This window comes from Geodermatophilus sp. SYSU D01036 (assembly GCF_054050435.1).
Genome location: NZ_JBJGZJ010000037.1, coordinates 1 through 20715 on the forward strand (window position 1 = coordinate 1; position 20715 = coordinate 20715).

Annotated in this window: 21 protein-coding genes, 1 tRNA gene and 1 riboswitch; of the genes, 14 read left to right on the top strand and 8 right to left on the bottom strand. The window is 76.2% G+C overall.

The genetic code is table 11. From position 1 onward, the window contains the following. The first annotated feature begins 76 nt into the window (after positions 1 to 76). Positions 77 to 493, top strand: coding sequence for a cupin domain-containing protein (locus ACI8AR_RS22365; protein ID WP_457052950.1), 417 nt, complete (start codon positions 77 to 79; stop codon positions 491 to 493). Between the two features lie 2 nt (positions 494 to 495). On the opposite strand, the gene ACI8AR_RS22370 is transcribed toward ACI8AR_RS22365, so the two are convergent. The 3 genes from ACI8AR_RS22370 to ACI8AR_RS22380 all read right to left on the bottom strand — a co-directional run bounded on the left by ACI8AR_RS22370 (position 496) and on the right by ACI8AR_RS22380 (position 3968). After that, on the bottom strand, positions 496 to 1761 hold the full coding sequence (locus ACI8AR_RS22370; RefSeq protein WP_457052951.1) for a DUF445 domain-containing protein: 1266 nt from the start codon (positions 1759 to 1761) through the stop codon (positions 496 to 498). A 60-nt stretch (positions 1762 to 1821) separates the two neighbouring features. Beyond that, the gene (locus ACI8AR_RS22375) at positions 1822 to 3087 is read right to left on the bottom strand and encodes a S1C family serine protease (RefSeq protein WP_457052952.1); all 1266 of its coding nucleotides are present in this window, start codon (positions 3085 to 3087) and stop codon (positions 1822 to 1824) included. 104 nt (positions 3088 to 3191) lie between these two features. Beyond that, positions 3192 to 3968: an ABC transporter permease gene (locus ACI8AR_RS22380; RefSeq protein ID WP_457052953.1), complete on the bottom strand. Its 777-nt coding sequence runs from the start codon at positions 3966 to 3968 to the stop codon at positions 3192 to 3194. Between the two features lie 151 nt (positions 3969 to 4119). On the opposite strand from ACI8AR_RS22380, the gene ACI8AR_RS22385 reads away from it, so the two are divergent. After that, positions 4120 to 4830, top strand: coding sequence for a hypothetical protein (locus ACI8AR_RS22385; protein ID WP_457052954.1), 711 nt, complete (start codon positions 4120 to 4122; stop codon positions 4828 to 4830). Here ACI8AR_RS22385 and ACI8AR_RS22390 read toward each other — a convergent pair. Next, positions 4800 to 5075, bottom strand: a complete 276-nt coding sequence (locus ACI8AR_RS22390) for a DUF2695 domain-containing protein (protein ID WP_457052955.1) — start codon at positions 5073 to 5075, stop codon at positions 4800 to 4802. The genes ACI8AR_RS22385 and ACI8AR_RS22390 overlap by 31 nt on opposite strands. Before the next feature lie 56 nt (positions 5076 to 5131). Here ACI8AR_RS22390 and ACI8AR_RS22395 point away from each other — a divergent pair. Further along, a tRNA-Thr gene (locus ACI8AR_RS22395) sits at positions 5132 to 5204 on the top strand. Here ACI8AR_RS22395 and ACI8AR_RS22400 read toward each other — a convergent pair. Then, the gene (locus ACI8AR_RS22400) at positions 5204 to 5635 is read right to left on the bottom strand and encodes a DUF5313 family protein (RefSeq protein ID WP_457052956.1); all 432 of its coding nucleotides are present in this window, start codon (positions 5633 to 5635) and stop codon (positions 5204 to 5206) included. The genes ACI8AR_RS22395 and ACI8AR_RS22400 overlap by 1 nt on opposite strands. A 119-nt stretch (positions 5636 to 5754) precedes the next feature. On the opposite strand from ACI8AR_RS22400, the gene ACI8AR_RS22405 reads away from it, so the two are divergent. The 6 genes from ACI8AR_RS22405 (at position 5755) to ACI8AR_RS22430 (ending at position 13214) form a co-directional block, all read left to right on the top strand. Beyond that, positions 5755 to 6186 (top strand): CBS domain-containing protein, encoded by a 432-nt coding sequence (locus tag ACI8AR_RS22405; RefSeq protein WP_457052957.1) that lies wholly within the window; start codon positions 5755 to 5757, stop codon positions 6184 to 6186. A 24-nt stretch (positions 6187 to 6210) separates the two neighbouring features. Then, positions 6211 to 7128 carry an EamA family transporter RarD gene (gene rarD, locus ACI8AR_RS22410; RefSeq protein ID WP_457052958.1) on the top strand — a complete coding sequence of 306 codons (918 nt, stop codon included), beginning with the start codon at positions 6211 to 6213 and terminating at the stop codon, positions 7126 to 7128. A gap of 83 nt (positions 7129 to 7211) precedes the next feature. Next, the gene (locus ACI8AR_RS22415) at positions 7212 to 7544 is read left to right on the top strand and encodes a DUF3263 domain-containing protein (protein ID WP_456936768.1); all 333 of its coding nucleotides are present in this window, start codon (positions 7212 to 7214) and stop codon (positions 7542 to 7544) included. A gap of 65 nt (positions 7545 to 7609) precedes the next feature. Next, positions 7610 to 9316 carry a LytR C-terminal domain-containing protein gene (locus tag ACI8AR_RS22420; RefSeq protein WP_457052959.1) on the top strand — a complete coding sequence of 569 codons (1707 nt, stop codon included), beginning with the start codon at positions 7610 to 7612 and terminating at the stop codon, positions 9314 to 9316. 89 nt (positions 9317 to 9405) lie between these two features. Next, a complete protein-coding gene (locus ACI8AR_RS22425) occupies positions 9406 to 12345 on the top strand; it encodes an alpha/beta fold hydrolase (RefSeq protein ID WP_457052960.1) in 2940 nt (979 codons plus the stop codon). Further along, a complete protein-coding gene (locus tag ACI8AR_RS22430) occupies positions 12342 to 13214 on the top strand; it encodes an ABC transporter permease (RefSeq protein WP_457052961.1) in 873 nt (290 codons plus the stop codon). Before ACI8AR_RS22425 ends, ACI8AR_RS22430 begins: the two co-directional genes overlap by 4 nt. Here the strand turns inward: ACI8AR_RS22430 and ACI8AR_RS22435 are convergent. Continuing rightward, positions 13204 to 14031 carry an HAD family hydrolase gene (locus tag ACI8AR_RS22435; protein ID WP_457052962.1) on the bottom strand — a complete coding sequence of 276 codons (828 nt, stop codon included), beginning with the start codon at positions 14029 to 14031 and terminating at the stop codon, positions 13204 to 13206. The two genes, ACI8AR_RS22430 and ACI8AR_RS22435, sit on opposite strands and share 11 nt — an antisense overlap. 61 nt (positions 14032 to 14092) lie before the next feature. After that, positions 14093 to 14216, top strand: a riboswitch (SAM riboswitch). A 12-nt stretch (positions 14217 to 14228) separates the two neighbouring features. On the opposite strand from ACI8AR_RS22435, the gene thrC reads away from it, so the two are divergent. The 4 genes from thrC (at position 14229) to groL (ending at position 18295) form a co-directional block, all read left to right on the top strand. Further along, on the top strand, positions 14229 to 15530 hold the full coding sequence (thrC, locus tag ACI8AR_RS22440) for a threonine synthase (RefSeq protein WP_456928050.1): 1302 nt from the start codon (positions 14229 to 14231) through the stop codon (positions 15528 to 15530). Between the two features lie 216 nt (positions 15531 to 15746). After that, positions 15747 to 15947 carry a cold-shock protein gene (locus ACI8AR_RS22445; protein WP_089405184.1) on the top strand — a complete coding sequence of 67 codons (201 nt, stop codon included), beginning with the start codon at positions 15747 to 15749 and terminating at the stop codon, positions 15945 to 15947. Positions 15948 to 16024: 77 nt separating this feature from the next. Beyond that, complete coding sequence (locus ACI8AR_RS22450; protein ID WP_457052963.1) at positions 16025 to 16450, top strand: hypothetical protein; 426 nt, start codon at positions 16025 to 16027, stop codon at positions 16448 to 16450. Positions 16451 to 16666: 216 nt separating this feature from the next. Beyond that, complete coding sequence (gene groL / locus ACI8AR_RS22455) at positions 16667 to 18295, top strand: chaperonin GroEL (RefSeq protein WP_456928052.1); 1629 nt, start codon at positions 16667 to 16669, stop codon at positions 18293 to 18295. A gap of 181 nt (positions 18296 to 18476) precedes the next feature. Here the strand turns inward: groL and ACI8AR_RS22460 are convergent, their stop codons facing one another. Then, entirely contained in the window at positions 18477 to 18881 is a 405-nt protein-coding gene (locus ACI8AR_RS22460; protein ID WP_457052964.1) for a VOC family protein, read from the bottom strand. Between the two features lie 24 nt (positions 18882 to 18905). Between ACI8AR_RS22460 and ACI8AR_RS22465 the strand changes: the two genes are divergently transcribed. Next, complete coding sequence (locus ACI8AR_RS22465; protein WP_457052965.1) at positions 18906 to 19691, top strand: DUF72 domain-containing protein; 786 nt, start codon at positions 18906 to 18908, stop codon at positions 19689 to 19691. Here the strand turns inward: ACI8AR_RS22465 and ACI8AR_RS22470 are convergent, their stop codons facing one another. Next, a complete protein-coding gene (locus ACI8AR_RS22470; RefSeq protein WP_457052966.1) occupies positions 19692 to 20690 on the bottom strand; it encodes a Gfo/Idh/MocA family protein in 999 nt (332 codons plus the stop codon). Positions 20691 to 20715: the final 25 nt, after the last annotated feature.

Consider the following 20715-nt stretch of genomic DNA (forward strand, 5'->3'; position numbering starts at 1 on the left):
CGTCCCTCCTCGGGGACCCTCCGGGCCCCGCTCGTCGGTCGCAGCCACGCGGCCAGGTGCCGTCCCCCCTGACGCCGTGAGCCCCGGCGGACGCGTCCCTCCTCGGGGACCCTCCGGGCCCCGCTCGCCGGTCGCGGCCACCGCAACCCGGCTGGGGCTGGAGCCGCACCCCGAGGGCGGCTGGTACCGGCGCACCTGGACCTCGCCGGCGGCGGTCGGCGACCGCCCGGCCGCGACGGCGATCCTGTTCCTGCTCGCGCCGGGGGAGCGATCGGCCCCGCACACCGTCGACGCCGACGAGCTGTGGCTCTGGCACGGCCCCGGCGCGCTGGTGCTGCACGTGGGTGACGAGCGCACCGTGCTGGACGCGGCCCACCCGCAGGTGCTCGTGCCCGCCGGCGCCCGGCAGGCGACCGACCCGGCTGAGGACGAGGTGCTGGTCACCTGCGTCGTCTCGCCCGGCTTCGCGTGGCGCGGCTTCCGGCTGGTCTGAGCTCAGCCCAGCAGCTGCGCGAGGGTGTAGATGACCAGCCCGGCCAGGCCGCCGACGACGGTGCCGTTGATGCGGATGAACTGCAGGTCGCGGCCCACCTGCAGCTCGATGCGCCGACTGGTCTCCTCGGTGTCCCAGCGGGCGACGGTGCTGCCGACGACGTCGGCCAGGTCGCCGGCGAAGCGCTCCACCAGGTAGCCGGCCACCCGCACCGACTGCCGCTGCACCCGCTCGCGCACGAGCGGGTCGGTCTGCAGCAGCCGGGCGGCGTCGCGGATCATGCCGGTCACCCGGGACCGCAGCTCCGAGTCCGGGTCGGCGGCGGCGGCGAGGAACGAGGTCTTCGCGGTGGTCCACAGCGACGAGGACCAGGTGCGCACCGCCGGGTGGTCCAGCAGTTCCTTCTTGAACCCCTCGACGCGGGCGGCGGTGTCGGGGTCGGTGCGCAGGTCGTGCACGTAGGCGCGCAGCCGGGCGTCGTACACCCGCCGCAGCTCGTGCTCGCGGTCCTCGCCGACCTCCTCCAGGAAGCCCTCGACGCCGGCGAACACCCGGTCGAACACCCGGTCGTCGACCCAGTTGGGCACCCAGGACGGCGAGGCGTCCCCGAGCTGGGCGCGGAAGACGACGCGGTTCTCCTCGAGGAACCGGGCGAGGTAGCGCAGGGCCGCCGACAGCACCTCCTGGTGCCGGTCGCCGTCGACCACCAGCTCCAGGACCCGGGCCAGCACCGGCGCGGCCGGCGTCGCGTGCAGCTTGCGGTCGACCAGGCCGGAGACGGCCTGCTGCAGGTCGTCGTCGCGCAGCAGGTCGGTGAGGCCGGAGAGCCCGGCGGCGGCGTCGCCGGCCAGCCGCTCGGCGCGGCCGGGCGCGGCGAGGAAGTTCCCGAGCCGGCCGGGGACGTCGATGGTGGCGAGCTTCTCCTCGACGACCGAGCGGGTCAGGAAGTTCTCCTGCACGAATGTGCCCAGGCTCGCGCCGATCTGGTCCTTCTTGCGCGGGATGATCGCCGTGTGCGGGATCGGCAGCCGCAGCGGGTGCCGGAACAGCGCGGTGACGGCGAACCAGTCGGCCAGCGCGCCGACCATCGAGGCCTCGGCGGTGGCCCGCACGTACCCGACCCAGGGCCCGGCGGTGTCGCCGAGCAGCACGCAGGCGAGGAAGACGGCCGCGGCGAGCAGGAACAGCCCCGTGGCCAGCCGTTTCATCCGTCGTAGTCCGGCGGCGCGCTCCGGGTCGTCGAGCGAGGAGGCGAGCGGGACGCTCACAGACGACGACACCCTCCCCAGCCTAGAGGCGGGGAGGGTGCCATCCCGGGCTGGAGGGGGTCAGCCCGCGCTGCTGCCGAGGGTGACCTCGACCGTCGACGTCCCGCCGCTGCGCTGCACGGTCAGCTGCACCTGCGCGCCGGGGGCGGAGCTGCGGATCGCGGCGGTGAGCTCGGTGGAGGTGGTCACCGCCCGGTCGCCGACCGCGGTGACGACGTCGCCGGCCTGCAGGCCCGCCTCCGCCGCGGCCCCGCCGGGCTGCACCTGCACGACCTGCGCGCCGGTGCCCACCTCGGACGAGCCGGTGCCGCCGGCGGTCTGGGCGTTCACGCCGAGGACGGCGTGGGTGGCCGAGCCGGTGTCGATGATCTCCTCGGCGATCCGCTGGGCGGTGTTGCTCGGGATCGCGAACCCGACGCCGATGTTGCCGCTCTGGCCCGACGACCCGGGCGCGCCCGAGGCCACCGAGGCGATCGCGGTGTTGATGCCGATGACCTCGCCGGAGGCGTCGACCAGGGCGCCGCCGGAGTTGCCGGGGTTGATCGCGGCGTCGGTCTGGAGCGCGTCGATGACGGTGGCGTCGTCCCGGGTGGAGCCGGTGGCCACCGCGCGGTCGGTGGCGCTGACGATCCCGTCGGTCACCGTGTCGGACAGGCCGAGCGGGGCGCCGATCGCGACGGCGAGGTCGCCGACCTGCACGTCGTCGGAGTCGGCGAACGTGGCCGCGGTGAGCCCCTCGGCGCCCTGCAGCCGGATGACGGCGAGGTCCGAGGTCGGGTCGGTGCCGACGACGGTGGCGTCGTAGAGCGTGCCGTCGGACGTGCGCACCTGGATGGCGGCGTCGCCGGTGCTGCTGTCCAGCGTGACGACGTGGTTGTTGGTGAGCACGTAGCCGTCGTCGGAGAGCACGACGCCCGAGCCGCTGCCCGAGCCCGAGCCGCTGGTGACGTAGACGGTGACGACGCTGGGCGAGGCCTTGGCGGCCGCGGCGGTCACCGCGGTCGCGTTCTCGGGGTCGGTGATGACCACCGACTGCGCCGCGGCCGCCGTTCCGCTGCCGCCGCTCCCGCCGCCGGAGGTCAGGGCGACGACCCCCGCCCCGGCGCCGCCGCCGACGAGGGCACCGGCGAGCAGTCCGGCGACGCCGATCCGCAGCCGGCCCGCCCGCCGCTTCCCCGGGGCCGGCGCAGGGGCGCCCGCCGGCGGCGGCAGGGTCGCCGTCGCGGGGCCGGCCGGCGGGTACCAGGAGTCGCCGGACGGCGGCGGGGTCCAGCCCGGGGTCGCACCGGTCGGCTGCGCCGGGTTCGGGTACGGGTGTCCGTTCACTGCTGTGGTCCTCCTCCTGCGCGGCCGTCCGCCGCTCTGGGGACCACTGTCGGCGCGGCGTCTGGCGGGGCCCTGCGGAGCGCCTGTGAGGTGTCTGGACGTCCTCAGCGGGGGAGGTCGGGCAGCACCCGGCCCCGCGCGACCAGCTCGGTGACCACCCAGACCGCCGCCACCTCGGCCGCCAGCAGCCCCACGAGGACCAGCAGCTGGGCGGCGCCGGCGGCCAGCGGGCTGCCCCCGCCGAGCAGCACGCCGACGTAGGCGCCGGGCAGCGTGACCAGCCCGACGGTGCGGGTCTGGTCCAGCGGCGGCAGCAGGGCGGTCGCGGCGGAGGGCCGGGCGACCTCGAGGACGGCGTCGCGGGGGAGCAGGCCGAGCGCCAGGGCCGCCTCGACCTCCCCGCGGCGGGTGGTCAGCTCCTCGCGCAGCCGCCGGCCGGCCAGCGACGTCGCCGTCATCGCGCCGCCGACCAGGATGCCCGCGACCGGGATCACCGCCTCGCCGCGCAGCGGCACCGTGCCGCTGGCAAGCACCAGCGCGACCACCGGCGCCGCCCCGCCGGCCACCGCCAGGGCCGCAGCCCACACCCGGCGCGGGGCGCCGGGCGCCCGCAGCGGCAGGCCGCTGACCCGCCCGGCTGCCGTGACCGCCGCGACGGTGACCATCAGCAGCACGAACGCCGCCGACAGCCACAGCGAGCGGACGACGACCAGCAGCACCGCCGAGACCGCCGCCAGCTGGACCGTGGCCCGCAGCGCCGCGACGACGACCGGTCGCTCCTGCCCCAGCCCGGACAGCCGCCCGCCCGCCGCCGCCAGCACGGTGAGCAGCACCAGGACGACCGCCAGCGGCGGGCCCAGCTCGACGACGGAGGTCCCCACGGCCGCCGATCCTGCCGTCCGCGACCCGGCCGCCCGCGACACGCCGACCACCGTGTGCGACGGGAGCGTCGCGGGGTAGAGGGGGAGCCCGGTCGCTCCCCTGGGAGCGGGCGGGTCCCCGCTGCCCGGCCTGCGCTCCTGGAGGCTGCTCGTGTCCACCCGCGGTCTGCCCGCCCGCCTGCTCGTGGGCCTCGCCGCCCTCACCGCCGTCGCGGTCGCCGTCGTCGGCGGCCTCGCCCTGCGGCCCCCGGGGCTGCTCGCCGTCGCGCTGGCCGCGGTGGTGACCTCCTGCCTGGCCGGCGGCGTGGCGCGCGAGTCGCACGAGGACGGCCGGCCACCGCGGTACACGCCGCTGGAGGCGGCCTGGCGGGCCGGCGCGGTCACGATCGGCGTGCTGCTGTTCCTGTCCGGCGTCGCCGTGCTGGGCGGCCCGGCGCTCACCGCCCTGACCGGTGCGGTGCTCTTCCTCGGCGGGCTCGGGCTGTGGCTGCTGCGCACCGGCCGCCCGGTGCGGCCGGCCGCTCCCGACGACGCCCCGGCGCCCGGCCGGTTCGCCGCGCCCGCGCCGCAGCGGCCGGTGGCCGGTGCCCGCCCGGGGGAGGCCGTCGGGACGGTCACCTCCCTGCCGCCGGTGGCGGCCCTGACGACCGCGGCGCTGGGCCGCGAGTGGCTGAGCACGACGGCGGTACTGGCCGGCCGGCTGGACCCGGCGGCGCGGCAGCAGATCGTCAGCCGCCGCCAGGAGGCCCTCGACGAGCTCGAGCGCCGCGACCCCGCCGGCTTCGCCCGCTGGCTGGCCGAGGGCCCGCTGCCCGGCAGCGACCCGGCCGGCTACCTGCGGGAGGGCCCGGCGGCCGCCTGAGGGTCGAAGACGGCGGCCGGGTCGACGTTCATCACGACCTCGCAGTCGCAGAACCCGCCGTACTCCTCGAGCCCCTCGTGCAGCCGGTCGAGGGCGATGCCGTGCCCGGCGGCCCAGGCGTCGGTGGCGCGGTGGGTCCGGTCGCAGTCCCCGGCCGCGATGACGGCGTCGAGGTGCTCGCGCAGCGCGTCCAGCTGGGTCCGGTCCAGCGGCAGGAGCCCGGTCGGGTCGTCGATCGGTGCCACGCGGTCAGCATCGGCAGCAGGGTCGTCCGGGTCGAGCCCTATCGTGGTCGTCGTACGCCGGCGTGGCGCAACTGGCAGCGCACCCGACTTGTAATCGGGCGGTTGGGGGTTCGAGTCCCCCCGTCGGCTCAGTCGAAGCTGCCCGCCCCGCCCACGCGGTAGGGGTGGTGCCGCTCGGCGCGGGCCGTCCGCGCCCGCTCGGCCCGCTCCTCGCGCAGCCGGGCGGCGGTGCCGGCGGGGTAACCCGCCTTGGCGACGCGGTGCTCGGTGGTCTCCACCACGAACGCCAGCGAGTACATCAGCCCGACCATCAGCCCCCCGGCCGCCGCGGTCAGCCGGTAGCCCATCCCCACGGGGACGGCGACCAGGCAGATCACCACCAGCGGGGCGAGCTGCACCAGCGAGCGGGCGACGTGCCGGCGGATCCATCCCGGCCGGGTGGTGTCCGACAGCACCCACGGCGACAGGGCCCGGGGCAGCCCGCCGCCGACGGCGTAGCGGAGCCACTGCAGGGCGGTGGGGCGGCGGGACGTCGCGGGCGCGGCGTGCTGGGTGCGCACGACTCGACGGTAGGCCCCGTTGTCCACCCCGGGAACCGGGACGGGGGCGTCACGTCCGGGCCGTTGCCCCTGTCGCGGCGCGGGTGGACACTGCGACCGCCGAGTGAGGGAGGGCTCCCGTGCAGATCGCCTCGCTGCTCCGCCGCAAGGGCTCCGACGTCGTCACCGTCGCGCCGGACCGGCCCGTCCGCGCCGCCCTCGCCCTGCTCGCCGAGCACCGCATCGGCGCGCTCGTCGTCTCCCGCGGGGGAGGCACCGTCGACGGCATCGTCTCCGAGCGCGACGTCGTCCGGGCCCTGCACGCCTCCGGGCCGGAGGTCCTCGACGGGCCGGTGTCGGGGCTGATGACCGCCGAGGTGCGCACCTGCGTGCCCGGCGCCTCGGTGCACGACCTCGCCCGCACGATGACCGACCACCGCATCCGGCACGTGCCCGTCGTCGAGGACGGCCGGCTGCTGGGGATCGTCTCGATCGGCGACGTCGTCAAGGCGCGCCTGGACGAACTGCAGGACGAGCGGGACCACCTCGTCGACTACATCCAGACCACCTGATCGCTCGGCGTACGGTTGCCCGCCGTGGACGAGCGGCGGGCGGGCACGGCAGCGGGACTCGCCGCCTACGGGCTGTGGGGCGTGTTCCCGCTCTACTTCCCGCTGCTGGAGCCGGCCGGCGGGGTGGAGATCGTCGCCCACCGCATCGTGTGGTCGCTGCTGTTCGTGGCCGTGCTGCTGACCGTGCTGCGGAGGTGGGCGCTGGTCCGCGCGGCGGTCACCGACCGGCGCACGCTGCTGGTCCTGGCCGGGGCCTCGGTGCTCATCGCGGCCAACTGGCTGGTCTTCGTCCACGGCGTGAACTCGGGGCACGTCGTCGAGACCTCGCTCGGCTACTTCATCAACCCGCTGGTCAGCGTGCTGCTCGGCGTCCTCGTCTTCGCCGAGCGGCTGCGGCCGCTGCAGTGGGCCGCGGTCGGGCTGGCCGCGGTGGCCGTCGTCGTCCTGACCGTCGACCACGGCCGGCCGCCGTGGATCGCCCTGGCGCTGGCCGCCACCTTCGGCAGCTACGGCCTGCTCAAGAAGCTGGTGCGGGTGGAGGCGGCGCCGGGGCTGTTCGTCGAGACGGCGGTGACCTTCCTGCCGGCGCTGGTGTTCCTCGGCGTGCTGCAGGCCACCGGGCGGGGGACCGCGGGGTCCGGGGGCACCGGCCACCTCCTGCTGCTCATGGCCTCGGGCGTCGCGACGGCGGTGCCGCTGCTGCTGTTCGCCGCGGCCGCCCGGCGCATCCCGCTGTCGACGGTCGGGCTGTTGCAGTACGTCACGCCGCTCATGCAGCTGGCGCTCGGCGTCTTCGTGTTCCACGAGCCGATGCCCCCGGCGCGGCTGGCCGGCTTCGCGATCGTCTGGGCGGCGCTGGCGGTGTTCACCGTGGACAGCCTGCGCTCGGTCCGGGCCGCCGGCCGTCGGGCGCCCGCCGAGCAGGTGCCCGCCGCGGCCTGACCGCGCGTCTCGGGCTGTGGCCTGTCACCCCCCGGGCCTACCGTTGTGGGTGACGGCTTCCCCCCGATCGAACGGACCCGACCATGACCCCCGACCCCGACCCCGCGGTCTCCCCGCCGGGGGGCTCGGAGTCCGGTGAGGGCCCCGCGCAGCCCGCGGGCCTGACCCGGCGCGAGCACGAGATGCTGGCCTTCGAGCGGCAGTGGTGGCGCCAGCCCGGCGCGAAGGAGACGGCGATCCGCGAGCGGTTCGGCCTGCCCCCGACCCGCTACTACCAGGTGCTGAACGCGCTGGTGGACCGCCCGGCCGCGCTCGAGGCCGACCCCCTCCTCGTCCGCCGCCTGCGGCGGCTGCGCAGCGCGCGGCGGCAGCGGCGTTCGCCTCACCTGCTGGGCAAGGGCTCGTCCGCCCTCTAGATTTGGTGACCGTGGGCAGGCACGCGGCACCAGGCGGTGACCAACCGGACCGGCCGTCAGCCCCGGTGGCAGGCGGCCGGCGCCGCACCGACCACCCCAGCGCGCCCCTGCCCGACCTGCCCACGACGCCCGGCCCCGGCGTGAACCCGGGCGCCGCGGAGCTGAGCGACCACCCGACGACGCCCGGTACCGGCCGCAGTCGCGCCGACCGCCGCCGCGACGCGCTGCTCGGCGCCGGGGACGAGACCGACCGCCGCCGGCTCACCGGCCGGTCCGCCCGCCCCGCCGTGGCCGCCCGCCCGGCGGCCACGCCCCCCGCGGCACCCGCGCCCCCGGCGACGGCCGTCCGCCCGGCCGAGCCGCAGCGCCCGCCGGCCCGCGCGCCGCAGCCCGAGGCGCCGGCCGTCCGGTCGCGCCCCGCGCAGCCCGCCGCCCCGGCCCGGCCGCGGGTCCCCGTGCCGGTGGCCGCCGGCGCCGCCACCCGGCAGGCGCCCGCGCCGCAGCCGCCGGCCCGCCCCGCGGACCGGCCGGCGGCCGGGCCGCCGACCGCACAGTCGCCGGCCGTCTCCCGCCCGGCGCCCATGCCGCCGGCCCGTCCCGCGCCGCCCGAGACCACGGTCGCCCCGTTCCAGGCGGTCCCCCGGCCCGACGCCGAGGCCGCCGAGCCGGCAGCGCCGCCGCTGGACCCGTGGGATCAGCCCGCCCGCCCGCCCGCCCGCGGACGGACGCAGACCCCGCCCGCGGCGGAACCCGCGCAGCCCCGGGATGCGAGCCGGACCCCGGGCGACGCGGCCCCCGCCGGGAACGGCTACCGCGACTGGACCAGCCCCTCCGGGGCGGGCACCGCGACGCCGGCCGCCCCGCCCACCGAGGCGATCCCCGACCGCGAGGTGTCCCGCGACCGCGCGGCGTCCGGGGCGCCCGCCCCGGCGACCGAGGCGATCCCCGAGCGGGAGGTGTCCCGCGACCGGACCCGGGACCGCGCCCCCGCCGCGCCGCTGACCGAGGCGATCCCCGACCGCGAGGTCGCCGGCCGCCGCGACCGCGCGCAGCGGGACCGCGACGCCGAGCCGGACACCGGCCCGCCGACCGGCGGCACCGGCGTCGTGGGCAACCGCGCCGCGATGCGCGCCGAGCGCCAGGCGAAGGAGGCCGAGCGGCAGGCCATGGAGACCGAGCGCCGCAAGGCCGCGCGCCGGGCCGGGGTCTCCCGCGCCGCGCTGCGCGCCGCCGACGGCGCGGACGCGCCGCCGCGCCGGCGCACCGGCGTCGCGCTGCTGGCGGTCGTCGTCGTCGCGCTGGTCGTGCTCGGCGTCTACAGCTTCGCCTCCCCGGCGGCGCAGGAGGCCGGCTCGGCGGCGACGCCCACGAGCGAGCCCTCGGCCTCGGCGTCGGTGGCGCCGTCGTCGGGCCCGCTGCCCCCGTTGTCGGCCGAGCCGCTGCCCCCGGTCGAGGAGGCGCCGAGCACGCCGGTGCGGGTGCCGGTGACCGTCCTCAACGCCACGCAGACCGGCGGGCTGGCCGCCGACGTCGCCGCCGCGCTCGCCGCCCAGGGCTGGACGACGGCCGGCGTCGGGACCTACGAGGGCGGGGACGTCGCCGCCACCACCGTCTTCTTCGACGAGGGCGACGAGGCGCAGCGCCAGTCCGCCCAGCAGCTCATGGACGCCTTCCCGGGCATCACCACCGGGCCCGCGATGCGGTTCTTCGAGGTGCCGGGCGTGGCCGACCCGGGCCTGGTCGTCGTCGTCACCGGCGGGTTCCAGCCCTGACCGTCCCCGGTCGCGCCCCGTCCCGACACCTGCGGAACCCCGGCGCGGCACCGTCCGTTGGCCGCAGCGTGCGTCCGTTCCGCGGGCCCGTGACACCCCGCCCGCGCTCCGGCGCCCGCGCGGTGGCCGTCGCCCTGCTCGCCCTCCTGCTCACCGGCACCCTCGTCGGCGCGCTGCCCACCCCGGCGGCCGCCGCCGAGGACGTCCGCACCGAGGACGCGCGGGTCCCCTCCGGCTCGGGCGCCGACGCCGTCGAGCTGGACACCACGCTCTACCTCCCGGCCTCGGCCACCGCCGACGACCCGGCGCCGGCCGTGGTCCTCGCGCACGGCTTCGGCGGCAGCAAGCGGTCGGTCGCCGACGACGCCCGGGACCTCGCGGGCCGCGGCTACGTCGTCCTCGCGTACTCCGCGCGCGGGTTCGGCGAGAGCACCGGCCAGATCGGCCTGGACGACCCGCGCTACGAGGTCGCCGACCTGTCCACGCTGCTCGACCTGCTCGCCGACCGCGACGACGTCCTCCTCGACGGCGACGGCGACCCGCGGGTGGGCGTGGCCGGCGCCTCCTACGGCGGGGCGCTGTCGCTGCTCGGCGCCGCCTACGACGACCGGGTCGACGCCATCGCGCCGCAGATCACCTGGAACTCGCTGACCGCCGCGCTCTTCCCCTCCCAGACCGGCGCCGCCGACGCGCCGACGGTCGCCGCCACGCCGCAGACCGCCGACGCCGGCGTCTACAAGCGGCTGTGGTCGGGGCTGTTCTTCGGCGTGGGCGCGGTGCCCACCGGCGGGCTGCTGGACGCGCTCGGCGGCGGGGGAGCGGCCGAGGCCGAGGACGGCGAGGACTCCGGCGAGGACTCCGGTGACACCGGCGACGCGGCACCCGTCTCCGGCGACGCCGCGCCCCGCCTGCCGTTCGACCCGGCGTCGGTGGACCCCGCCGTGGTGGAGCAGGCGCTGACCTGCGGCCGGTTCCGCGCCGACATCTGCGCCGCCTACCAGTCCGCCGCGGCCTCGGGCACGCTCACGCCCGAGGTGGCCGCGGTGCTCGACCGCAGCAGCCCGGCCGCGGTGCTCGACCGCATCACCGCGCCCACCCTGCTGGTCCAGGGCACCGAGGACTCCCTGTTCGGCCTGGGCCAGGCCGACGCCAACGCCCGCGGCATCGCCGCGAACGGCACCCCGGTCAAGGTCGTCTGGTACGCCGGCGGCCACGACTCCCAGGCCTCGGAGCGGGAGACCGCCGAGCTGCGCGACCAGGTCGCCGGCTGGTTCGACTGGTACCTGCGCGACGAGGACGACCCGGCCCGCGGCGAGGACCCCGGCACCGGCTTCGAGTTCCCCGCGCCCACCGGCCTGGGCAGCGGGCTGGGCAGCGTGCAGGGCGGCACCCAGAGCGTGCTCGCCGGCGCCTACCCGGGCCTCGACGGCGGGGAGCCGGCGCAGCGGGAGAGCGTCGCGCTCGACGGCGGCACGCAGCCGGTGGTCACGCCCGCCGGCGGCACCCCGGCCGCGATCACCACCGTCCCGGGCCTGGGCGCGCTGGCCTCGGCGCTCGGCGGCCAGGCCGTGGAGATCCCCGGCCAGTTCGCGGCGTTCGCCAGCGAGCCGCTCGACGAGGCGGTCGAGGTGGTCGGCGCGCCGACCGTCGAACTCGCCGTCGCCTCGCCCACCGGCAGCGCCACGCTGTTCGCCAAGCTCTACGACGTCGGCCCCGACGGCGCCCAGACGCTGCCCGGCGGGCTGGTCGCCCCGCTGGCGCTCACCGGCCTGTCGGTGGACCCGGCCGCGCCCACCGAGGTCGCCGTGACGCTGCCGGGCATCGTGCACCGCTTCGAGGCCGGGCACACGATGCGCGTCGTCGTCTCCTCGACCGACCAGGCTTTCGCGCTGCCGGCCGAGGCCACCGTCTACTCCGTCGCCCTCGCCGGGGCCGGCAACGGCGGCACCGCGCTGGCCGTGCCCACCGTCGAGGGGCAGCCGCAGGCCGACGGCGGCACCTCCCGCTGGTGGTGGCTGCTCGGCGCCGTCGCCGCCCTCGGCCTGCTCGGCTGGCTCACCGCGGTGCTGTGGGGCCGCCGCCGGCGCCGGGTCACCTCGGAGGTGGAGCCCGACGGCGAGGACGTGCCGCTGCGCTTCGAGGGGATCACCAAGGCCTACAAGGACGGCTTCGTCGCCGTCCGCGACCTGTCCTTCGAGGTCCGCCGCGGCCAGGTGCTCGGCCTGCTCGGCCCCAACGGCGCGGGCAAGACGACGTCGCTGCGCATGCTCATGGGGCTGATCCGGCCGAACTCCGGGCGGATCACGGTGTTCGGCCACGCGGTCCGCCCCGGCGCGCCGGTGCTGTCCCGGCTGGGCTCGTTCGTCGAGGGCACCGGCCTGCAGCCGCACCTGTCCGGCCGCGACAACCTGCGCCTGTACTGGGCCGCCACCGGCCGCCCGGCCGAGGACGCGCACATGGAGGAGGCGATCGCGGTCGCCGGCCTCGGCGCCGCCATCGACCGGCCGGTGCGCCGCTACAGCCAGGGCATGCGGCAGCGGGTGGCGATCGCCCAGGCCATGCTCGGCCTGCCCGACCTGCTGGTCCTCGACGAGCCGACCAACGGGCTGGACCCGCCGCAGATCCACGCCATGCGCGAGGTGCTCCGCGACTACGCCGCCACCGGCCGCACGGTCATCGTCTCCAGCCACCTGCTGAGCGAGATCGAGCAGACCTGCACCCACGTGGTGGTCATGGCGAAGGGGCAGAAGATCGCGCAGGGGACGGTCGAGGAGATCGTCGGCACCGGCGGTGCGGTGCTGGTCGGCCTCGCCGCCGACGCCGACGCCGACCGCGCGGCCGCCGTCCTGTCGGCGCTGCCCGGCGTCGCCGTCGAGCGCACCGACGAGGGGCTGGTCGCCGACCTCGGCCCGGAGACCTCGCGGGCGACGGCGCTGCAGGCGCTGGTGGCCGCGGGCGTCGCCGTCGACCAGTTCACGCCGCGCCGCCGCCTGGAGGACGCGTTCCTGGCACTCGTGGGGGAGTCGTGACCGCGACCGAGCACGTCCAGCCCACCGGCGCCGTCGCCGGCTACCGGCCCGAGCGGACGCTGCGGCTGTCGGTCGAGCTGCGCCGGCAGTTCAAGCGGCGCCGCACGATCGGCGTCTTCGCGGCGATGGTGGCCCTGCCGCTGGTCCTCATCGCCGCGCTGCAGCTGGGGGCGAGCGAGGACGCGCAGACCAACAGCCGGATCAACCTCGTCGACGTCGCCACCGCGAGCGGGCTGAACTTCACCCTGTTCGTGCTGTTCGCGACGACGACGTTCTTCCTCGTCGTGGTCTACGCGCTGTTCTTCGGTGACACGGTGGCCAGCGAGGCGCAGTGGGGCTCGCTGCGCTACACGCTGGCCACGCCGGTGCCCCGGATGCGGCTGCTCCGGCAGAAGTGGCTCGCGGCGCTGGTCCAGTCGGTGGGCGCGCTGCTCACCCTCGCCGTCGTCGCGGTGGTCGCCGGCGGCCTGGCGTTCGGGTTCGGCGAGATCCGGACGCCGGTCGGGGTGACCCTGTCGCAGGGCGAGGGGTTCCTCCGGCTGGCCGGGATGCTCGGCTACCTCGCCGTGCACCTGCTCGTCGTCGGCACGCTGGCGTTCTGGCTGTCGACGATCACGGACGCGCCGCTGGCCGCCGTCGGCGGGGCGGTGTTCACGACGGTCGTGTTCGCGATCCTCGACCAGGTCGAGCAGCTCGGGGCCATCCGCGACTGGTTCCCCACCGCGGAGGAGTTCGCCTGGACCGACCTGCTGCAGACGCCGGTCGACTCCTCGGACCTGTTCCGCGGCGTCGTCCAGTCGCTGGTCTACGCCGCGGTCTTCACCGCACTGGGCTTCCGCCACTTCGCCCGGCGCGACGTCACGAGCTGATCGAGGCCCGGACCGCCTCGGCCCAGCCGACGCCCATCGGCTCGGCGGTCACCGACACGTTGGGGACGGCCCCCAGCAGCCCGGCCATGCCCTCGACCTCCGCGCCGTTGGCGGTGATCCACAGCCGGCCGACGGCGGGCGCCATCTCCAGGTCGCTCGCGCTGTCGCCGATCGCGACGGCGTCCGCGGGGTCGACGCCGCGCCGCTCGAGGTCCCAGGCGATCGCCGCGCCCTTGGAGATGCCGCGCGGCATCAGGTGGTAGACCCGCGCCAGCTGCCCCTCCGGCGCCAGCCGCAGCCGCGCCGAGGCGGGGATCGCGCCGTTGTCCTTGAGCGTCAGCCAGCCGAGGCCCCGCTCGGTCAGCCACGCATCGACGGCGAGCGGGTCGACGAACCCGCGCAGCAGCGCGTCGCCGTCGTGCGTGGTGTGCCAGGGCGCGTGCCACTCCAGCCGGCCGGCGTGGGCGGCGCACAGCGCGTCGACCACGCCGAGCTCGGCCATCACGTCCATCGGCGTGCGGCCGGCGTACTCGGCGGGCAGCTCGCCGGTCAGCTCGTGCCGCTCCCGGCCGCCCTTCCACGTCACCAGCGAGCCCAGCTCGGCGATCGCGCCGTCGGCGGCGAAGATCCGCCCCGCCTCGGTGACCTGGTCGGCGGTGCGCCCGCTGACGATCACCAGCGCGACCCCGGCGGTGTGCAGCTCCAGCAGGGCCGCGGCGGGCTCGGCGGTGGGGGAGCCGTCGGCGGCGTGCCAGAACGACCCCCGCGGTCCGACCATCGTGCCGTCGAGGTCGGTGTAGACGATGCGCACAGCCACGGCGCCCAGCATGGCCGGGGCCGGGGGCGGTCCCCGCAGCCGGGTAGAGTCGGGCCCGTTCCACTCATCCAGAGGGGCAGAGGGACACGGCCCGGTGAAGCCCCGGCAACCGCGCTCGCGACAGCGGCGAGAGGTGCCAATTCCGTCCCGCGCGGCTCGACGGCCCGACGCGGGGAAGATGAGGAGGTAGTCGTCGCATGACCCTGACCGCTCCCGGTTCTCTGCAGGCCGACTCCGCTGCCGGCGGCCCCGTTCCGCCCAGCCCCGCCCGCGGCCTCGTCTGTCGCAACTGCGGCGCCACCTTCGGCCTCATCGCCGAGCACGCCTGCGCCCAGTGCTTCGGCCCGCTCGAGGTCGACTACGACCCCGAGCTCATGCGGCAGGTCACCCGCGAGCAGATCGAGGCCGGCCCGCAGAACATCTGGCGCTACGCCGCGCTGCTGCCGGTGGGCCAGGACCCGGCCGACCGCGTCTCCCTCGACCCGGGCATGACCCCGCTGGTCCGCGCCGACCGGCTCGCCGCCGAGCTCGGCATCACCGGCGGGCTGTGGGTCAAGGACGACTCGGCCAACCCCACCCACTCGTTCAAGGACCGCGTGGTGAGCCTCGCGGCCACCGCCGCGAAGGGGCTGGGCTACCGCAAGATCGCCGCGGCCTCGACGGGCAACCTGGCCAACTCGGTGGCCGCGCACGCCGCCCGCGCCGGCCTGCCGTCGTTCGTGTTCATCCCGTCCGACCTGGAGCCGGGCAAGGTCGTGCAGTCGGCGGTCTACGGCCAGACGCTGGTCGCCGTCGACGGCTCCTACGACGACGTCAACCGGCTGACCAGCGAGCTCGCCGAGACCGACGAGTTCGAGGACACCGCCTTCGTCAACCAGAACGTGCGGCCCTACTACGCCGAGGGCTCCAAGACGATGGGCTACGAGATCGCCGAGCAGCTCGGCTGGCGGATCCCGGCCCAGGTGGTCATCCCCATGGCCTCGGGCTCGCTGCTCACCAAGGTGGACAAGGCCTGGCGGGAGCTGGTCAGGGCCGGGATCGTCGCGGACACCGAGTGGCGGGTCTTCGGCGCCCAGTCCGCCGGCTGCGACCCGATCGCCACCGCCTTCGACAACGGCTGGGACGTCGTCAAGCCGGTCAAGCCCACCGGGATCGCGAAGTCGCTGAACATCGGCAACCCGGCCGACGGCCCGTACGCGCTCGACGCGATCCGCCGCACCGGCGGCGCCGTCGGCCGGGTCGGCGACGAGCAGATCGTCCAGGGCATCCGCGACCTCGCCCGCACCACCGGCGTCTTCGCCGAGACCGCCGGGGGCGTGACCGTGGCGGTGCTGCGGCAGCTGGTCGAGGACGGGCGGCTGGACCCGAGCCGGGAGACCGTCGTCCTCAACACCGGCGAGGGCCTCAAGACCCTCGACCCGCTGCTGCCGGTGGTCGGCCCGACGCACCGCGTGGAGCCGTCGCTGCGGTCGGTCCGGTCCGCGGGGCTCATCGGCTGAGCCCCCGGCGGGGGGCGTAGGCTCGCCGGCGTCGATCCGGCGGGTGACATCCCGCCCGATCGTCCCCGAGTCGTGTGTCCAGGATCTCCCCACGGCGGCGTGCCTGTTGTACCGTCTCGCGCGGTCAGTTCCACGCACGTGTCCGACGGGCGGAAGAGCTGGATCCCGGTCCCCGGATCACGGGGGCCGTCCGCACGCACGACCGTGGGAGCGCACGTGGCACAGGGCACCGTGAAGTGGTTCAACGCCGAGAAGGGCTTCGGCTTCATCGCCGTCGACGGCGGCCAGGACGTCTTCGTCCACTACTCGGCCATCCAGATGGACGGCTACAAGAGCCTCGACGAGGGCCAGCGGGTGACCTTCGAGGTCGTCCAGGGTGAGAAGGGCCCCCAGGCCGACGGCGTCCGCGTCGCCTGAGCCCCCTCCGTACCCCCGTGCTGCGGCCCGGCTCCCTCCGCGGGAGCCGGGCCGCAGCCGTTCCCGGGCCGCCGCCGGTGAGCCGGGCGCCGTCGCTGCCGGCCGCCCACGCCGTGGTCCTCGTCCTGCTGGCGGCGGTCTCCGGGGTCCTCCACGTCGCGGGGGTGCGCAGCGGCGGCCAGGACGCCGCCGGCCGCTGGACCGGCCCGTCGCCCGCGGTCCCCGTGGCGACCCGGGTGCTCGCGCTGCTCGTCGTCGTGGTGGTGGCGCGCACCGTCGGGCCGCGGCGGCCAGGCCGGCTCGCGTACTGGCTGGCGGGCACCGCGTGCTGGGCGGTCCTGCCGTGGGCCTGGCCGGCGCCCGGGCTGTCGGCCTCCCACCTCGAAAGCGGCTGGGCGTGGGTGACCGTGCTCGGGTTCTCCGGCTACGGCCGGGTCTGGCTGGTGCCCCTGCTGCTGTTCGGCGCGGCGTACACCGCCGTCCTGGCGCGCCTGGCCGACTGACCCGCCCGGGAACAGGCGCCACCCACCCCCCGTTCTTGCACTCGGCAGGGGCGAGTGCCAGACTTCCGGTTGGCACTCGACAGTGCCGAGTGCCAATCAGGTCGGAACGGTGAGGCACAGGAGCGCGGGCCACATGGGAGCCCGCCGCGCCGGTGTCGTCCGTCGCGGGCGCCGGTCCCGGCCGTGCAGCGATCCATGCATGGAGGACATCACCACATGGCCAAGATGATCGCCTTCGAGGAAGAGGCGCGCCGCGGCCTCGAGCGGGGCATGAACACCCTCGCCGACGCCGTCAAGGTGACGCTCGGCCCCAAGGGCCGCAACGTCGTCCTCGAGAAGAAGTGGGGCGCTCCCACCATCACCAACGACGGTGTGAGCATCGCCAAGGAGATCGAGCTCGAGGACCCCTGGGAGAAGATCGGCGCCGAGCTGGTCAAGGAGGTCGCGAAGAAGACCGACGACGTCGCGGGTGACGGCACCACCACCGCCACCGTGCTGGCCCAGGCGCTCGTCCGCGAGGGTCTGCGCAACGTCGCCGCCGGCGCCAACCCGATGGCCCTGAAGAAGGGCATCGAGAAGGCCGTCGCCTCGGTCACCGAGTACCTCCTCTCGACCGCCAAGGACGTCGAGACCAAGGAGCAGATCGCCGCCACCGCGTCGATCTCCGCCGCCGACCCGGCCATCGGCGAGCTCATCGCCGAGGCGATGGACAAGGTCGGCAAGGAAGGCGTCATCACCGTCGAGGAGAGCAACACCTTCGGCCTCGAGCTCGAGCTCACCGAGGGCATGCGCTTCGACAAGGGCTACATCTCGCCCTACTTCGTCACCGACGCCGAGCGCATGGAGGCCGTCCTCGACGACCCGTACGTGCTCGTCGTCAACTCGAAGATCAGCTCGGTCAAGGACCTGCTCCCGCTGCTGGAGAAGGTCATGCAGTCGGGCAAGCCGCTGGCCATCATCGCCGAGGACGTCGAGGGCGAGGCCCTCGCGACCCTGGTCGTGAACAAGATCCGCGGCACCTTCAAGTCGCTGGCCGTCAAGGCCCCCGGCTTCGGTGACCGCCGCAAGGCCATGCTGACCGACATCGCCATCCTCACCGGTGGCCAGGTCATCAGCGAGGAGGTCGGCCTCAAGCTCGACACCGCCGACGTCTCCCTGCTGGGCCGCGCCCGCAAGGTCGTCGTCACCAAGGACGAGACGACGATCGTCGAGGGCGCCGGTGACAGCGACCAGATCGCCGGCCGGGTGAACCAGATCCGCGCCGAGATCGAGAAGTCGGACTCCGACTACGACCGCGAGAAGCTCCAGGAGCGCCTGGCCAAGCTGGCCGGTGGCGTCGCCGTCATCAAGGCCGGCGCCGCGACGGAGGTCGAGCTCAAGGAGCGCAAGCACCGCATCGAGGACGCGGTGCGCAACGCCAAGGCCGCCGTCGAGGAGGGCATCGTCGCCGGTGGTGGCGTCGCCCTGGCGCAGGCCACCGCCGTCGCGTTCGAGAAGCTCGACCTTGAGGGTGACGAGGCGACCGGCGCCAACATCGTGCGCGTCGCGCTCGAGGCGCCGCTGAAGCAGATCGCCGTCAACGCCGGCCTCGAGGGCGGCGTCGTGGCGGAGAAGGTGCGCAACTCCGAGGTGGGCCACGGCCTCAACGCCGCCACCGGCGAGTACGTGGACCTGGTCGCGGCCGGCATCATCGACCCGGCCAAGGTCACCCGCTCGGCGCTGCAGAACGCCGCCTCCATCGCGGCGCTCTTCCTCACCACCGAGGCCGTCATCGCCGACAAGCCGGAGAAGGCCGCCCCGGCCATGCCCGGTGGCGACGGCGGCATGGGCGGCATGGACTTCTGAGTCCCGCCCTCCCGTAACACCAGCAACGCCCGGCAGGGGCGGTCCCGCATCGCGCGGGGCCGCCCCTGTCGGCGTTCGGGAGGCCGAACACACGCTGGGCGCCCTCTCCCGCCGCCGGGAGAGGGCGTCCAGCGTGTGTTCGACCCCGAGCCCCGGGATCTCCTCGGGCGCCGGCGGTGGGTCAGCCCCGCGGCGGCGGGAAGCAGCAGAACTCGTTGCCCTCGGGGTCGGCGAGGACCTCCCAGCCGATCTCGCCGGCGTCCTCGTCGACCTCCTGGCCCGGCCGGGCGTCCGAGGCCCGCACCACGGTGGCGCCGGCGGTCTGCAGCGCCGCGGAGTCGCCGACGACGTCGAGGTGCACGCGGTTCTCGACCACCTTCTCCTCGGGCACCGGGTTGAGCCAGATCAGCGGCCCGGCGCCGGTGGGGTCCTCGATCGGTACCGGCCAGTCGCGCTCGCGCGGCGTGCCGTCGGGCAGGGTGTCGCGGCGGACGTAGCCCAGGGCGGCGCACCACCAGTCGGCCAGGGCCTGGTGGTCGCGGGCGTCGATGCAGAGGTCCTTGAAGCGGGCGGGTGCGTCGGCCATGGCCGCGCAGGGTAGGCCGACGTCGTGACCGTGGTGATCGGGACCTCGGGGTGGCAGTACCGCGACTGGCGCGGTCGCTTCTACCCGCAGCGCCTGCCGCAGCGGCTGTGGCTGGAGCACCACGCCCGGCACTTCGCCACCGTCGAGAGCAACGCCGCGTTCTACCGGCTGCCCGAGCGGGACACCTTCGCCGCGTGGCGCGAGCGCACCCCGCCCGACTACCGCTGGGCGGTCAAGGCCAGCCGCTTCCTCACCCACGTCCGGCGGTTGCGCGAGCCCGAGGAGCCGGTGGCCCGGCTGGTGGAGCACGCCGCGGGCCTCGGCGACCGCCTCGACGTCGTCCTGCTGCAGCTGCCGCCCACGCTGAAGGCGGACGCCGGGCTGCTGCGCGACTGCCTGGCCTGCTTCCCGCCCGGCCTGCGGGTCGCGGTGGAGCCCCGCCACGCCAGCTGGTGGACCGACGAGGTCCGGGCGCTGCTGGAGCGCTACGGCGCCGCGCTGTGCTGGGCCGACCGCGCCGAGCGGCCGGTGACGCCGCTGTGGCGCACCACCGGCTGGGGCTACCTGCGGCTGCACACCGGCGCCGAGGGCTGGGCCTACCCGCCGGCGGTGCTCGAGCAGTGGGCGCAGCGCCTGGCGGAGGCGTACGCCGACGACGAGGACGTGTTCGTCTACCTGAACAACGACCCGGGCGGCGCCGCCGTCGTCGACGCGGTCACCCTGGCCGGCGCCGTCCGCCGGGCGGGCCGCACGCCCATCCGGGTGCCGACGCCGGACGAGGCGACCGGCGCGGCCTGGGCCGCCGCCTGATCAGCCGAGGACGTGCGGGTCCTCGCGGTGCCGCACGCCGAGCTGCTCGGCGGCGCGGCCCAGGATCTCCTGCACGGCGAGGGTGTCGGCCAGCGGCATGACCGCGGACTCCGTGCGCCCCTCCTGCAGGCAGCGGGTGACCTCGGCGAGCTCGTGCGAGTACCCGACCCCGTCCGCGGGGCGGGTGATCTCCTCGGGCTCGGCGCCGGTGCGGTGCAGCACGATCGTGGCCGGGTGGTGGAACCGGGGGAGGACGTCGATCCAGCCGCCGGTGCCGAACACCCGCGCCTGACCCGGCGTCGGGTAGCGCAGGGAGGTGGTCAGCGTGGCCGAGCGGCCGTCCTCCCAGCCGAGCAGCAGCGCCGCCTCGGCGTCGGCGCCGGTGGGGTAGGTGGACCCGGCGGCGGTGACGGTGTCGGGGGTGCCCAGCAGCATCTGGGCGAAGGAGACGACGTAGACGCCGAGGTCGAGCAGCGCGCCGCCGCCGAGCTCGAGGGCGAACAGCCGGTCGGCGGGGTCGTAGGCGCGGTCGACGCCGAGGTCGGCCTGCACCGAGCGCACCTCGCCGATGGCGCCGTCGGCGATCAGCTCCCGGATGCGGACGACCGCCGGCTGGAACCGCGTCCACATCGCCTCCATGACGAAGACGCCGGCCTCGCGGGCCGCCGTCACCACCTCCTGCGCGCCGGCGGTCGTGGCGGTGAACGCCTTCTCCACCAGCAGCGCCTTGCCGGCCCCGATGGCGGCGAGCGCGATCGCGTGGTGCTGCGGGTGCGGCGTGGCGACGTAGAGGACGTCGACGTCGGGGTCGGCGAGGAGCTCGGCGTAGGAGCCGTACGCGCGCTCCAGCCCGTGCTGCCGCGCGAACGCCTGCGCGCGGTCGGCCGAGCGGGACGCCACGGCCACCGCCCGCGCCCCGTCCACGTGCGCGAAGTCGCCCATCACGCTCTGCGCGATGCGTCCCGGCCCGACGATGCCCCAGCGGATCTGCTCGCTCACGGCGACGACGCTAGTCGCCGGGCAG

Coding starts and splice junctions, on each gene's coding strand:
- groL (WP_456928052.1), top strand. CDS start 16,667: ATGGCCAAGATGATCGCCTTCGAGGAAGAGGCGCGCCGCGGCCTCGAG.
- ACI8AR_RS22460 (WP_457052964.1), bottom strand. CDS start 18,881: ATGGCCGACGCACCCGCCCGCTTCAAGGACCTCTGCATCGACGCCCGC.
- ACI8AR_RS22415 (WP_456936768.1), top strand. CDS start 7,212: ATGACCCCCGACCCCGACCCCGCGGTCTCCCCGCCGGGGGGCTCGGAG.
- thrC (WP_456928050.1), top strand. CDS start 14,229: ATGACCCTGACCGCTCCCGGTTCTCTGCAGGCCGACTCCGCTGCCGGC.